The following is a 12,208-nucleotide window of genomic DNA, read 5'->3' as shown; positions in this document are numbered from 1 at the left end:
CCCCCGTGGTCCGCCGGGAGCTGACGGGCCGTGGAGAATGGCCCCTGCCACGCTTCTTATGGGGGCCGACCGGAGGACGACCTTGGCGCTCAGCAGACGTACTTTCAGTGCCCTGACCGGCTGTGCCGCGCTCGGGTTCGCCATGGGCGGGAGTGGGGGGCCGGGAGCGCCCTCGGCGTTCGCCGCGAGAGGGGTGCCGACCGGGCCGGCGCCCGCCGCGCCGCGAGCGGACGGGCGGCGGCACACCGTCGGGTTCGACCCGTACTCGCTGCTGGTGGACGGGCGCCGGCTGGTGGTGTGGTCGGGCGAGATGCACCCCTTCCGGCTGCCGAGCCCGTCGCTGTGGCGGGACGTGCTGCAGAAGATGCGGGCACACGGCTTCAACACGGTCAGCGTGTACGTCTCCTGGAACTACCACTCCCCCGCGCCCGGCCGCTTCGACTTCACCGGCGTCCGGGACCTGGACCTGTTCCTGCGCACGGCGGCCGAGACCGGGCTGTACGTCATCCTGCGCCCCGGCCCGTACATCAACGCGGAGGTCGACGGCGGGGGGTTCCCCGGCTGGCTGACGGTGACCAAGGGCACCGCGCGCACCGCCGACCCCACCTATCTGCGGCACGTGGACGCGTGGCTGACGCAGGTGAACCGGATCGCCCGCAGGCACCTGTACACCCGGGGCCGGGGCACGGTCCTGCTGTACCAGCTGGAGAACGAGTACGACTCCCACGTCACCGAGCCGACCGGCCGGGCGTACATGTCCCACCTGTACAAGAAGGTCCGGGCGGACGGCATCGACGTACCCCTCTTCCACAACGACAAGGGCCGCAACGGCCACTGGACGCCGGGCTCCTTCGACACCGGTGGTGAGGAGGGCGGTTACCTGTACGGCTTCGACGGCTACCCCTCGCCCTCCCAGAACCCGCCGGACTGGGGGAAGTTCGGCAAGGGCGGGCCGACCGGGGGGTCCACCGCCTCTCCGAACACGCCGGGGTTCGTGCCGGAGTTCGGCGGCGGCTGGTTCGATCCGTGGGGCGGGGCCTGGTTCGACGGCAAGGGGTACCCGGAAGCCCGGCGCACCCGTGACTCCGCCTACGAGCGCCGCTTCTACCTGACCAACCTCGCCAACGGCCTCACCCTGCACAACGTCTACATGACGTTCGGCGGCACCAGCTGGGGCTGGCTGCCCGCGCCGGTGGTCTACACGTCGTACGACTACGGCGCGGCCATCGACGAGGCCCGCAACGTCACCCCGAAGATGGCGCCGATGCACCAGCTCGGCCATCTCTTCCAGCGGGTACCGGACTTCGCACGGCTCGACCGGGCCGCGGACGTGAAGGCGGCGGGGCTGAAGGTCTACCACCTCGCCAACCCGGACACCGGCGCGCACGTCTACGTCACCCGGAACGACGGCACCGAGCCGGTCACCGCCGACCTGCCGACGAACACCGGGAAGCTGCGCATCACCGTCCCCGCCCGCGACGCCCGGATGCTGGCGACCGGACTGCGCCTGGGCAAGCGGAAGATGCGGCACAGCACCGCCCAGCCCGTAATGAGCGTGACGGCCGGCGCACGGGACGTCGCCGTGTTCGCGGGCCGCCGGGGGGACATGGCGGACCTGGTGCTGGACTGCCCGAAGGAGCCGAACGTCACCCGGCTGGACCCGGAGGCCGGCTGGGCGTACGAAGGCGGAGAGCTGCACGTCAGCGCACCCCTCGGGGAGGCCGGCCTGAGCCGGGTGCTGGTGACCGGCGGCGAGACCGAGACCCCGCTGGTGCTGCTCTTCGCGGACGACGACACCTCGATGCGGATCTTCCCGTACGACACCCCCGCCGGGACCCTGGTGGTGTACGGCCCCGCGCTGCTGCGCCACGCCGAGGTGCACGGCTCGGAGGTGCGGCTCACCGGCGACCTGGACGGCGAGTCGGTGATGGAGGTGTGGGGCCCGCGCGGTGTCGACACCCTGGTGTGGAACGGGCGCCGGGTGCCGACCCGGACCACCCTCTCCGGCAGCCTGATGACCACCGCCCCGCTGCCCGGTGTGCCCGAGGTCCGCCTCCCGGAGCTGACCGGCTGGCGCATGCGCACCGAGAACCCGGAGGCGGGCCCGGGCTTCGACGACTCCACGTGGCGGCGGGCGGACCGCACCACCTCGTACAGCACCACCCCCGTCCCCCGGGGCGGCCCGGTGCTGTTCGCGGACGACTACGGGTTCCACTACGGGGATGTCTGGTACCGGGGTACGTTCAGCGGCAGTACCGGGATCGAGTCGGTCTCGCTCGCCTACAGTTCCGGTACCCAGGGGCTGTTGATGGCCTGGCTGGACGGGGAGCCGCTGGGCACCCACCGGCTGCCGGTGCCGGACAAGGCGACCACCATCCGCAAGGGCACCTGGGAGGCGACGGCCACCTTCCCCGTCCGCCCGGAGCTGCGCTCCCCCGGCCGCCATGTGCTGTCGGTGCTGGTACGGCGCATGCAGCACGACCAGGACGGCAAGGGCGACGACACCCACAAGGCGGCACGCGGCCTGACCTCGGTGTCCTTCACGGGGGCGGCGCCGAAGGTGTCCTGGCGGCTCCAGGGCGAGCGGGCCGTGGACCCGGTACGCGGCCCGCTGAACACCGGTGGCCTGTACGGGGAGCGGGAGGGCTGGCACCTGCCCGGCCTCCACGACCGCGACTGGGAACCGGTGACCTTCCCCAGGCAGGAGCGGCGGCAGGGCGTCACCTGGTACCGCACCACCTTCCGGCTGTCGGTGCCGGGCGACGTGGACGCCTCGGTGGGGCTGCGGCTGGAGGACGATCCGTACCGGGCCTACCGGGCGCAGATCTTCCTCAACGGCTGGAACATGGGGCAGTACATCAACAACGTGGGTCCGCAGCACACCTTCGTGCTGCCGAACGGGATTCTGCGCACACGTGGCACCAACACACTGGCGCTGGCGGTGCTGTCGGAGTTCACCACCCTGTCCGGGCCCGGAAAGGTGGGCCTGACCCTCCTGGGCGCTGCGGCGGGTGGTCTCCCGGTGACACCGGTGCCCTCCCCCGGCCACTGAACGGCTGTACGCGCACGGGTGGTTCTCGGTTGAACCACACCCGCTGATCCGCATGACGTGGACACACCCGTGCGCGTACGCTCGGACGGTCCGGCCACGGCGCCGGGGCGAAGGAGGAGAGGGCGGCACATGGTCAGCGCGGACGCACGGGCGCGAGCGGCACGACTGACCGCCCGACTGCGCCCCTCCCGTCCGGCCCGTACGATGCGGGCCCTGGCCAGGGACCTCGCGGCGGAAGTGGCCGAGTCGCCCCACCCGCCCACCGACGTCCGCGGCATCTGCCGTGCCCTGTGCGCGGCGATGAGCGCCCGGCGCGGCGGACGGCCGGTGGAGCTGCGGTTCGAGCGCTTCCCGGACGAGATCGAGGTCACCGGGCTGTGGGTGGAGTTCCAGGACTTCGACCTGGTCATCGTGGAGGAGCGGGCCGAGGCCGTGCAGCAACTCGTCATCCTCGGCCATGAGTTGTGGCATCTGCACGCCGGGCACCGGCACCACCCGTCCCTCGGCCCGGCCGCCCTGGCCCTCGCCGACGGGTCCGGCTGGGAGGGGGCCGCGCTGACGGTGGCCGCCCGTGACGGCTCCCGCGAGGCCGACGAGGCCGCCGCCGAGGACTTCGGCCACCGCCTGGCCACCCTGTTCCGCTCCCGCCTGGGACGCTCCGCCGAGCCCCTGGACCTCGTACAGCGTTCCCTCGGCTATCGCGGCCGGGGCGGGGCCGCGCGGTGAACGCAGCGGTCATGGAGCCCGCCGCCACCCTGCGGGACTTCTCCATCTCCTTCTGGATTCCGACGGCGGTGCTGGGCATCGCGCTGGTGATCAAGCTGCCCACGATCATCCGGCTGTGGCGGGACCCGCTGCTGCGCGCGGTCGGCGGTCTGCTGCTGCTGGCCTGCGGGGTGTTCGTGTTCTGCTCGCCGTCCACCATCGCGCGGGTGAACCGGCTGACCGGGGTGTCCAACATCTCGGCGCCCTGGTGCTATTCGCTGCTCACGGCGTTCTGCGGCTCCTGTCTGCTGCTGATCATCACCTGGCGCAACGGCCCCGACCGCTCGGCGGTCACCCGGCGGGCCCGGCGCTGGGTGGTGTCGGTCTACAGCGGGGTGATCGCCCTGCTGTGGCTGCTGTTCCTGCTGGCCGACGTGCCGGTGGAGCGGCTGCGGGACCTGGACACCTACTACGCCACCACCCCGTTCATGCGCGAGGAGATCCTGCTCTACCTCGGCGCGCACGCCCTGGCCTGCCTGATCACGGCGCGGCTGCTGTGGAACTGGGTGCGCGCGGAGGGGCTGGACGCCTGGCTGCGCTGGGGGCTGAAGCTGCTCGGCGCGGGCTACGCGCTCAACCTGATCTTCGACGCGGTCAAGCTGGCCGCGGTCGGCGCCCGCTGGGTGGGCGGTGACCTGGACTGGCTGAGCACCGACCTCGCGCCGCCGATCGCCGCGCTGTCCGCCATCCTGATCGCGGTCGGCTTCATCCTGCCGCACGCCGGCCAGTACGCGAGCGACCGCTGGCGGGTCCGCGTCGCCCACCGCCAACTCCGCCCGCTGTACGTGCTGATGCGCACCTCGGCCGGTGAGGGCGTGCCCTTCGTGCTGCGGGCGACCCCGGAGCTGCGGCTGACCCGGCGCGAGACGTTCATCCGGGACGTGCTGCTGCCGCTGGCCCGGTACCTCGACACCGCCCTCGGCGCCCGCGCGTACGAGGCCGCGCTGAGCCTCGGCCACCCACCGGAGCGGGCAAGGGCGCTGGCGTCGGCGGTGACCATCCTGGACGCGGTCGAGGCGAAGGCCCGGATGCCCGAGCCACCCGCGACGGCGGCCGCGCCGGACACCACCGACCTGCTCCAGGAGATCGGGCCCGTCTCCCGTGCCCTCCGCCGTCCCGACGAGATAGCGGCGGTCCGTGCCCGTGCGGCCGCCGACCCAGCAGAGAGCGTTGCCGCACATGAGTGAAGTGAAGCCCACGGCCGTCGTGCTCGGCGGCTCCCTGGCCGGCATGCTCGCGGCCCGCGCCCTGGCCGCGACGGGCGCCCGTGTCACGGTGGTGGAGCGGGACGCGCTGCCCGCCGGGCCCGAGCCGCGCAAGGGGCTGCCGCAGGCACGGCACGTCCACCAGCTGTGGTCGGGCGGCGCCCGCGCGCTGGAGGAACTGCTGCCGGGCGCCCGGGCGGCGTTGAGCGCGGCCGGGGTGCGCCGGGTGCCGATGACCACGGACATGGTGGCGCTGTCGGCGCACGGCTGGTACCGGCGCTGGCCGGAATCGGCGTTCATGCTGCCGGCCGGGCGGGACCTGCTGGACTGGGTGGTCCGGGACCTGGTGCGGGCGGACGGCGCGATCGAGCTGCTGGACCGCACCGAGGCCCTCGCCCTCACCGGCACCGGCCGTGCGGTGACCGGGGTGCGGGTGCGGGCCGACGGCACCGAACGCACCCTGGACGCCGATCTCGTGGTGGACGCCACCGGGCGCGGCTCCCGTGCCGCGCACTGGCTGGCGGATCTGGGCCTGCCCGAACCGGAGCGCCGGGAGGTCGACTCGGGGCTGACCTACGCCAGCCGGCTGTTCCGGGCGCCGGAGGGGGCGCGGGGGGGCTTCCCGGTGGTCAACATCGAGCCGGATCAACGGGGTTCGCGCATCGGGCGCGGTGGGGTGCTGCTGCCGGTGGAGGACGGCGGGTGGCTCGTCACCCTGATCGGCGCCCGCACCGACCGACCGCCGTCCACCGGAGCCGAGTTCCTGCGGTACGCGCGCGAGGAGCTGCGGCACCCGCTGATCGGTGAGCTGCTCACCCACGCCGAACCGCTGACGGGCGTCACGGTCACCCGTACGACCGCCAACCGGCGGCTGTTCTATGAGCGGTTGTCCGAGTGGCCCGAGGGGCTCGTCGTCCTCGGTGACGCCCTGTGCGCGCTCAACCCGGTGTACGGGCACGGCATGTCGGTGGCGGCCCGGTCGGCGCTCGTCCTGCGGGACACGGTGCTCCGGCGAGGCGGCCTCGGCGCGCCCGGCCTGGCCCGGCGGGCGCAGCGGGCGGTGGGCCGTACGGTGCGCACCGCGTGGGACCTGGCGATCGGCTCCGACGTGTTCTACCCCGGCGCCACCCCGACCGGCCCCACGGTCCGGGACCGGCTGGTCGCCGCGTACGTCGGCCGGCTGCTGCTCACCGCCACGGGCAACGGCCGGGTCGCGCGCCGGGTGACCGACGTGACCTCGCTGGAGACGGGTGCGGAGGCGCTGCTCGCGCCCCGCATGCTGCTGGCGGCCGCCGTGGGCCCGCTGCGCCCGCCCCTCCCGGGACCGCCGCTGACGGCGGAGGAACGGAAGGCGGCGGGGCTTCTCCAGCCGGCTTGACGCGGCAGCCACTCCCTGCGGTGGCCGGCTCGCTAGCCGGCGAACGGCGGCTGCGGCAGCCCCTCCCCCGCGTCCGGTACCACCAGCACCGAGCCCGACAGGGCCGTGGGCGCGGTGAGGCCGACGCGGGCGGTGGTGACGTACAGGTCGGTCAGGCCGGGGCCGCCGAAGGCGCAGGCGGTGGTGCGCGGGGCGGGGAGGCGGATCTCGCGGTCCAGGGCGCCGGAGGGGGTGTAGCGGCGCACCACCCCACCGTCCCACAGGGCGACCCAGACGCAGCCGGCCGCGTCGACCGTGAGCCCGTCCGGGAAGCCCGCGCCCTCCTCGACGACAGCCAGGGTGCGCCGGTTCCGGACCCCCGTGCCGTCGTGGTCGAAGACGTCGACGCGCCGGGTGGGGCTGTCGACGTAGTACATCAGCGTGCCGTCCGGGCTCCACCCGATGCCGTTGCTCACGGTGGCGTCGGTGAGGATCGGCTCGGCGGTGCCGTCGCCGGTCAGGCGGGTCAGGGTGCCGCCGCCGGGGGCCTCGTCGTAGCGCATGGTGCCGGCCCAGAGGGAGCCGTCGGGGGCGACCGCCGCGTCGTTGGCGCGGCGGCCGGGGACCGGGTCGCGGTGCAGCCAGCGGAAGGCGCCGTCGGGGTCGAGGAGGGCGACGCCGTCGCGGAGGTTGAGCACCAGGCCGCCGTGGGCGCGGGGCTTGGCGGCGCCGATGTGCTGGCCGGTGGTGCGGACCGTGCGGCGCCCGGTGGCGGGGTCGTAGGTGTGCACGCGGCCGCCCAGGACGTCGATCCAGAGCAGGCGGACGGTGACCGGGTCCCAGGTCGGCCCCTCGCCCAGTTCGGCCTGGGCCGCGACGGCGACCTCGTAGCCGCTCACGCCGCCTCCCGGTGGCCGAGCCGCTCGGAGAGTTCGGCGGCGCCCCGGACGGCGAGCGTCTCCAGCTCGGTACGGCGTTCCTCGCTCCAGCGGACCGTGGGCACCGAGATGGACAGCGCGGCGACGACCCGCCCGGTGCGGTCGCGGACCGGGGCGGCGACGCAGCTCACGTCCGGGTTGGACTCCCGCCGCTCCACCGCGACACCCCGGCGCCGGATCTCCGCGAGCGCCTCGCGGAGCCGGGCGGGATCGGTGAGGCTGTGCGGGGTCATCGCGGCCAGTTCGGCGCCGTCGGGGACGCGTGCGGCCAGCTCCTGCGCGGGCAGCGAGGCCAGCAGCATCTTGCCGACGGCCGTGCAGTGGGCGGGCAGCCGGCGCCCGGCGGCGGAGACCATGCGGACGGCGTGCGTGGAGTCGACCTTGGCGATGTAGATGACGTCGGTGTCCTCCAGTAGCGCCACGTGGACCGTCTCGTCACAGGTCTCGGCGACGGTACGGGCCACCTCCCGGCCCTCGGCGGCGAGGTCGAGCTGCTCCGCGTACCGGCTGCCGAGCTGGTACGGGCGCACGCCGAGCCGGTACCGGCCGGGCTGTCCCGGTACCGGTACCAGGTAGGAGCGGGCGGCGAGGGTGGTGACCAGCTCGTGCACGGTGGTGCGGGGGAGGCCGAGTCTGCGCACGATGTCCGGCGCGGAGAGCGTGCCGTCCCCGTCGAGGAACAGCTCCAGGATGTCGAAAGCCCGCGTCACGGCGGGCACGAGGCGTCCCACGTCCGGCCTCCTTGCCTGCTCGTACGGGCGCGGCGGCCCGTGTTCGATACCCCGACCGGTGACCGGTGGAGCGAACACAGGCTAGCCACAGCGGGTCGGACGGGCAATGGCCACCCGCTCGCCCGGCACCATGGAGGGCATGGCTCACGACTTCTCCCTGGTGCTGCTGCGCCGCATGGCCGATCACAATCCGGAGCTGGCCGCGGACGCCCGCAGACGGCTCGGCGCCTCCGCGACGGAGATGCGGGAGGCCAACAAACACTGGCAGGCGATGGCCCGTTCGCCCAGGTCACGCCCGGCCGTGTCCCGGTACCGCGCGGTGCTGGGCGAGCCGGAGTCGGTCGAGCCGCGCCGGGTCGGCGACCTGGAGTGCGAGGCATGGCGGTGGACGCTGTCCCTCTGGCCGGACCTGCGCTTCGAGCTGTTGGCCGGGCCGGGCGGGTCGGTGCTGACCGAGTGGCTGGTGCGTGCCCCCGACGCCCCGGCGCCCGCACTGAGCACGCTGGAGGACCTCACCCCGTGGTCCTGCACCCTTGAGGAGGTGGCCCGCGCCTTCGCCCCGGCCCGCCCTGTCCAGGGCACCGCCCCGAGCCGCCAGGCACTGGCCTTCACCGCTCCGGACCGGGACGGGGTACGGCACGAGATGGCCGCCGAGTTCACCTGGGGGCTGCTCCAGCGGACGGCTCTGCGGGACTGAGCCTCAACTGCTCTTCGCCGCGCGGATGACGAGTTGGGCCACGCGGGGCATCGACTCGGGGTGCAGGTCGAGGAAGAGGTGGGGCTCGATGAGTTCCAGCTCCAGCACGCAGGGCTGCCCGTCCTCGCCGTCTATGAGGTCGACCCGGCCGTACAGCAGCCGTTCGGCGCCCCCGGGCACCGCGGCCAGCGCCCGCTCGGCCACGTCCAGTTCGGCGCCGGTCGGCTGCCACTTCTCCAGCTTCGGGTGGGCGGTCTTGTCGGCGTCGAAGGGCGTGCCGGAGACGAGGACGGCACCCTTGCGGCTGGCGTGCAGCAGGCGCCCGCCGAAGAAGTGCAGGGCCCGCTCGCCGTGTCGGTCGACGCCCCGCATGTAGGGCTGGACCATCGCGGTGAGGCCCTCGGCGTGCAGGTGCGCCAACTGTCCTACCGCACGCTCGCGTTCCTCCGGCGTGTAGCGGGCCGCGTACCGGGCTCCCGCGCCCGAGGCGGGCTTGATCACGTACTCGTGCCCGGTCGGCAGGTCGGGTTCGGCGCCGGGCGGGAGGTAGCGGGTGGGGACCGTCGGCACACCGGCCGACGCCAGTTCGCCGAGGTAGCGCTTGTCGGCGTTCCAGTGGACCACGTCGGCCGGGTTGAGCAGCCGGGTGAGCGCGTCGACGCGGTCCACCCAGGCCAGGAACTCGGCGGGGCGCCAGGCGTAGTCCCAGGTGGAGCGGACGAGGACGAGGTCGTAGCCGGCCCAGTCGGCGTCCGGGTCGTCCCAGAACCGGGCCTCCGCGTCGGCGCCCGCCGCCCTCAACTCCGCTACCAGTCCGGCGAGATCGGGGTCCTTGCTGGGCGCGGTGCCGGGGTCGTAGGTGGCGAGGGCGATACGCGGCACGGCGGGCTCCCTGGTCGTCTGCGTCGGCTCGGTGATCGCGAGGCTAGCAATCGCACCGGAACCGGCACACCCCTGTTGACCTTCCCCTTCGGTGAAGCCCCAGCATCGGTGGGGAAGCGAGGAACCGGCCTTTCGAGGGAGCCTGGACGGACATGGACCTGCTGACCATCGGTGCGTTCGCCAAGGCGTCCGGGCTCTCCCCCAAGGCCCTGCGGCTCTACGACGAGCTGGGCCTGCTGCGCCCCGCCCGCGTCGACCCGTACACCGGCTACCGCTACTACGCCGTCGCCCAGCTGGACCGGGCCCGGCTGGTGGCGTGGCTGCGGCGGCTCGGCATGCCGCTGGCCCGGATCCGCGCGGTGTCCGCCCTGACCGGGGCGGAAGCGGCGCGGGAGGTCCGGGCGTACTGGGCTCGGGTCGAGGCGGAGACGGCCGTGCGGCGGGATCTCGCCGCGTTCCTCGTGACGGAGTTGACCGAGGCACCGAGAGAGGGACCCACCATGCTGGAACTGCGCTGCGCCGCCCACTCCGACCGGGGGCACGTCCGCCCCGCCAACCAGGACGCCGTCCACGCCGGCCGCAGGCTGCTCGCCGTGGCCGACGGCTTCGGCCGGGCGGGAGCGCTCGCCAGCGGGGCCGCCGTCGAGGCGCTGCGATTCCTCGACGGCGAGAACGGGCCGCGACCCGGCAATGTGCTGAACCTGCTGGCCGACGCCGTGCGGGGCGCGGGCGATGCCGTACGGGTCGTCAGGGAGGGGGACGAGGGCGCGGGCACCACGCTGACCGCGCTGCTGTGGACGGGGTCGCGGCTGGCCCTAGCGCACATCGGGGACAGCCGGGCCTATCTGCTGCGCGAGGGCGGCCTGTTCCGCATCACCCACGACCACAGCGTGGTGCAGTCCCTGCTGGACGAGGGGCGCCTGACCCCGGCGGAGGCGGAGAGCCACCCGCAGCGGTCCTTGCTGCTGAAGGCCCTGGGGGCCGACCCCGACCCCGACCTCCGGCTGCACGAGGCCCTCCCCGGCGACCGCTACCTCCTCTGCTCGGACGGCCTGACCGGTGTGGTCCCCGACGACCGGATCAGGGAGCTGCTCGCCGCCGCCCCGGACCCGGAGACGGCCGTACGGACGCTGGTCGACGCGGCCAACGGGGCGGGCGGGCCGGACAACGTGAGCTGTGTGGTCGGGGACGTGGTGCCGCCGGTGGGGTAGGAAGGGGCTGTCGTCCCCGGCAGCGAAGGAGTCCCGCGTGTCCTCCCTGTTCCCCGCCCTGACGGACCCCCGGACGGCCGGAAGGACGGCGCTGCGCTTCGGCGCCCGGTCGTTGTCGTACGCGGAACTCGCCGCCGCCGCCGGGGCGGTGGCCGGGCGGCTGCGGGGCCTCGGCCGGGTCGCGGTGTGGGCGGCGCCGGAGCTGGAGACCGCCGTGGCGGTCACCGGGGCGCTGCTCGCCGGAACGGCCGCCGTGCCGCTGAACCCGAAGTCGGGAGAGGGGGAGCTGGCGCACATCCTCGCCGACAGCGACCCGGCGCTGGTGCTGACCGCGCCCGGTGCCGAACTCCCGCCCGCCCTCGCGGACCTGCCCCGCCTGGAGGTCTCCGGCACCGGGCGGCTCCCCGAGGACACGTACGCGGACGAGGACCCGGCGCTGATCGTCTACACCTCCGGCACCACCGGCCCGCCCAAGGGAGCCGTCGTCCCGCGCCGGGCGCTCGCCGCGACCCTCGACGCGCTGGCCGACGCCTGGCACTGGACCGGGGACGACGTCCTGGTGCACGGGCTGCCCCTCTTCCATGTGCACGGGCTGGTGCTGGGCGTCCTCGGCCCCCTGAGGCGCGGCGGATCGGTGCGCCACCTGGGCCGCTTCTCCCCCGAGGGCGTGACCCGCGAGCTGAACGACGGCGCGACCATGGTGTTCGGCGTGCCCACGATGTACCACCGGCTGGCCGAGGCCCTGCCGGCCGACCCGGAGCTGGCGAAGGCGCTCGGCCGGGCCCGGCTGCTGGTCTCGGGTTCGGCCGCGCTGCCCGTCCACGACCACGAACGGATCGCGGCGGCCACCGGGCGCCGGGTGATCGAGCGGTACGGCATGACGGAGACCCTGATGAACACCTCCGTGCGCGTCGACGGCGAGGCCCGTGCGGGCACCGTCGGCGTGCCGCTGCCCGGTGTGGAGCTGCGGCTGGTGGAGGAGGACGGCACGGAGCTGACCGCACGGGACGGGGAGAGCGTGGGCGAGATCCAGGTGCGCGGTCCGAACCTGTTCACCGGCTATCTGAACCGGCCCGACGCGACCGCCGCCGCCTTCACGGCCGACGGCTGGTTCCGCACCGGGGACGTGGCCGTGCGGGAGGCCGACGGGTACGTACGGATCGTCGGCCGGAAGACCACCGACCTGATCAAGAGCGGGGGCTACAAGATCGGGGCGGGCCCCCTGAGGCGCGGCGGATCGGTGCGCCACCTGGGCCGCTTCTCCCCCGAGGGCGTGACCCGCGAGCTGAACGACGGCGCGACCATGGTGTTCGGCGTGCCCACGATGTACCACCGGCTGGCCGAGGCCCTGCCGGCCGACCCGGAGCTGG

Annotated in this window: 10 protein-coding genes; 7 read left to right on the top strand and 3 right to left on the bottom strand. The window is 74.3% G+C overall.

All coding sequences use genetic code 11. The features are described from left to right. The first annotated feature begins 82 nt into the window (after nucleotides 1-82). From CCN33_RS12845 to CCN33_RS12830, 4 genes are all read left to right on the top strand, one after another. Nucleotides 83-3,052 (top strand): beta-galactosidase, encoded by a 2,970-nt coding sequence (locus tag CCN33_RS12845; protein WP_086693761.1) that lies wholly within the window; start codon nucleotides 83-85, stop codon nucleotides 3,050-3,052. Nucleotides 3,053-3,181: 129 nt separating this feature from the next. Beyond that, on the top strand, nucleotides 3,182-3,778 hold the full coding sequence (locus CCN33_RS12840; protein WP_208621736.1) for a toxin-antitoxin system, toxin component family protein: 597 nt from the start codon (nucleotides 3,182-3,184) through the stop codon (nucleotides 3,776-3,778). 11 nt (nucleotides 3,779-3,789) lie between these two features. Continuing rightward, nucleotides 3,790-5,004, top strand: coding sequence for an MAB_1171c family putative transporter (locus CCN33_RS12835; protein WP_086693760.1), 1,215 nt, complete (start codon nucleotides 3,790-3,792; stop codon nucleotides 5,002-5,004). Then, nucleotides 4,997-6,400 carry an NAD(P)/FAD-dependent oxidoreductase gene (locus CCN33_RS12830; RefSeq protein WP_086693759.1) on the top strand — a complete coding sequence of 468 codons (1,404 nt, stop codon included), beginning with the start codon at nucleotides 4,997-4,999 and terminating at the stop codon, nucleotides 6,398-6,400. The genes CCN33_RS12835 and CCN33_RS12830 overlap by 8 nt, the downstream gene beginning before the upstream one ends. A gap of 32 nt (nucleotides 6,401-6,432) precedes the next feature. Here CCN33_RS12830 and CCN33_RS12825 read toward each other — a convergent pair whose 3' ends face one another. After that, a complete protein-coding gene (locus CCN33_RS12825) occupies nucleotides 6,433-7,278 on the bottom strand; it encodes an SMP-30/gluconolactonase/LRE family protein (RefSeq protein ID WP_086693758.1) in 846 nt (281 codons plus the stop codon). Then, nucleotides 7,275-8,048 carry an IclR family transcriptional regulator gene (locus CCN33_RS12820; protein ID WP_086693757.1) on the bottom strand — a complete coding sequence of 258 codons (774 nt, stop codon included), beginning with the start codon at nucleotides 8,046-8,048 and terminating at the stop codon, nucleotides 7,275-7,277. The genes CCN33_RS12825 and CCN33_RS12820 overlap by 4 nt, the downstream gene beginning before the upstream one ends. A gap of 139 nt (nucleotides 8,049-8,187) precedes the next feature. On the opposite strand from CCN33_RS12820, the gene CCN33_RS12815 reads away from it, so the two are divergent. Beyond that, a complete protein-coding gene (locus CCN33_RS12815; RefSeq protein WP_107483934.1) occupies nucleotides 8,188-8,745 on the top strand; it encodes a hypothetical protein in 558 nt (185 codons plus the stop codon). A 3-nt stretch (nucleotides 8,746-8,748) separates the two neighbouring features. Here the strand turns inward: CCN33_RS12815 and CCN33_RS12810 are convergent, their stop codons facing one another. Beyond that, nucleotides 8,749-9,627: an ATP-grasp domain-containing protein gene (locus CCN33_RS12810; RefSeq protein ID WP_086693755.1), complete on the bottom strand. Its 879-nt coding sequence runs from the start codon at nucleotides 9,625-9,627 to the stop codon at nucleotides 8,749-8,751. A gap of 152 nt (nucleotides 9,628-9,779) precedes the next feature. Between CCN33_RS12810 and CCN33_RS12805 the strand changes: the two genes are divergently transcribed. Both CCN33_RS12805 and CCN33_RS12800 read left to right on the top strand, forming a co-directional pair. Further along, entirely contained in the window at nucleotides 9,780-10,838 is a 1,059-nt protein-coding gene (locus CCN33_RS12805) for a MerR family transcriptional regulator (RefSeq protein WP_086693754.1), read from the top strand. A gap of 37 nt (nucleotides 10,839-10,875) precedes the next feature. Next, the coding region (locus tag CCN33_RS12800) for an AMP-binding protein (RefSeq protein ID WP_107483933.1) at nucleotides 10,876-12,208 on the top strand (1,333 nt) is incomplete at its 3' end.

The sequence above is a fragment of the Streptomyces recifensis genome (assembly GCF_002154615.1).
Lineage (GTDB): Bacteria > Actinomycetota > Actinomycetes > Streptomycetales > Streptomycetaceae > Streptomyces > Streptomyces griseoluteus.
The sequence above is the reverse complement of the archived record's forward strand: the minus strand, read 5'-3'. Positions and strand labels throughout refer to the sequence as shown.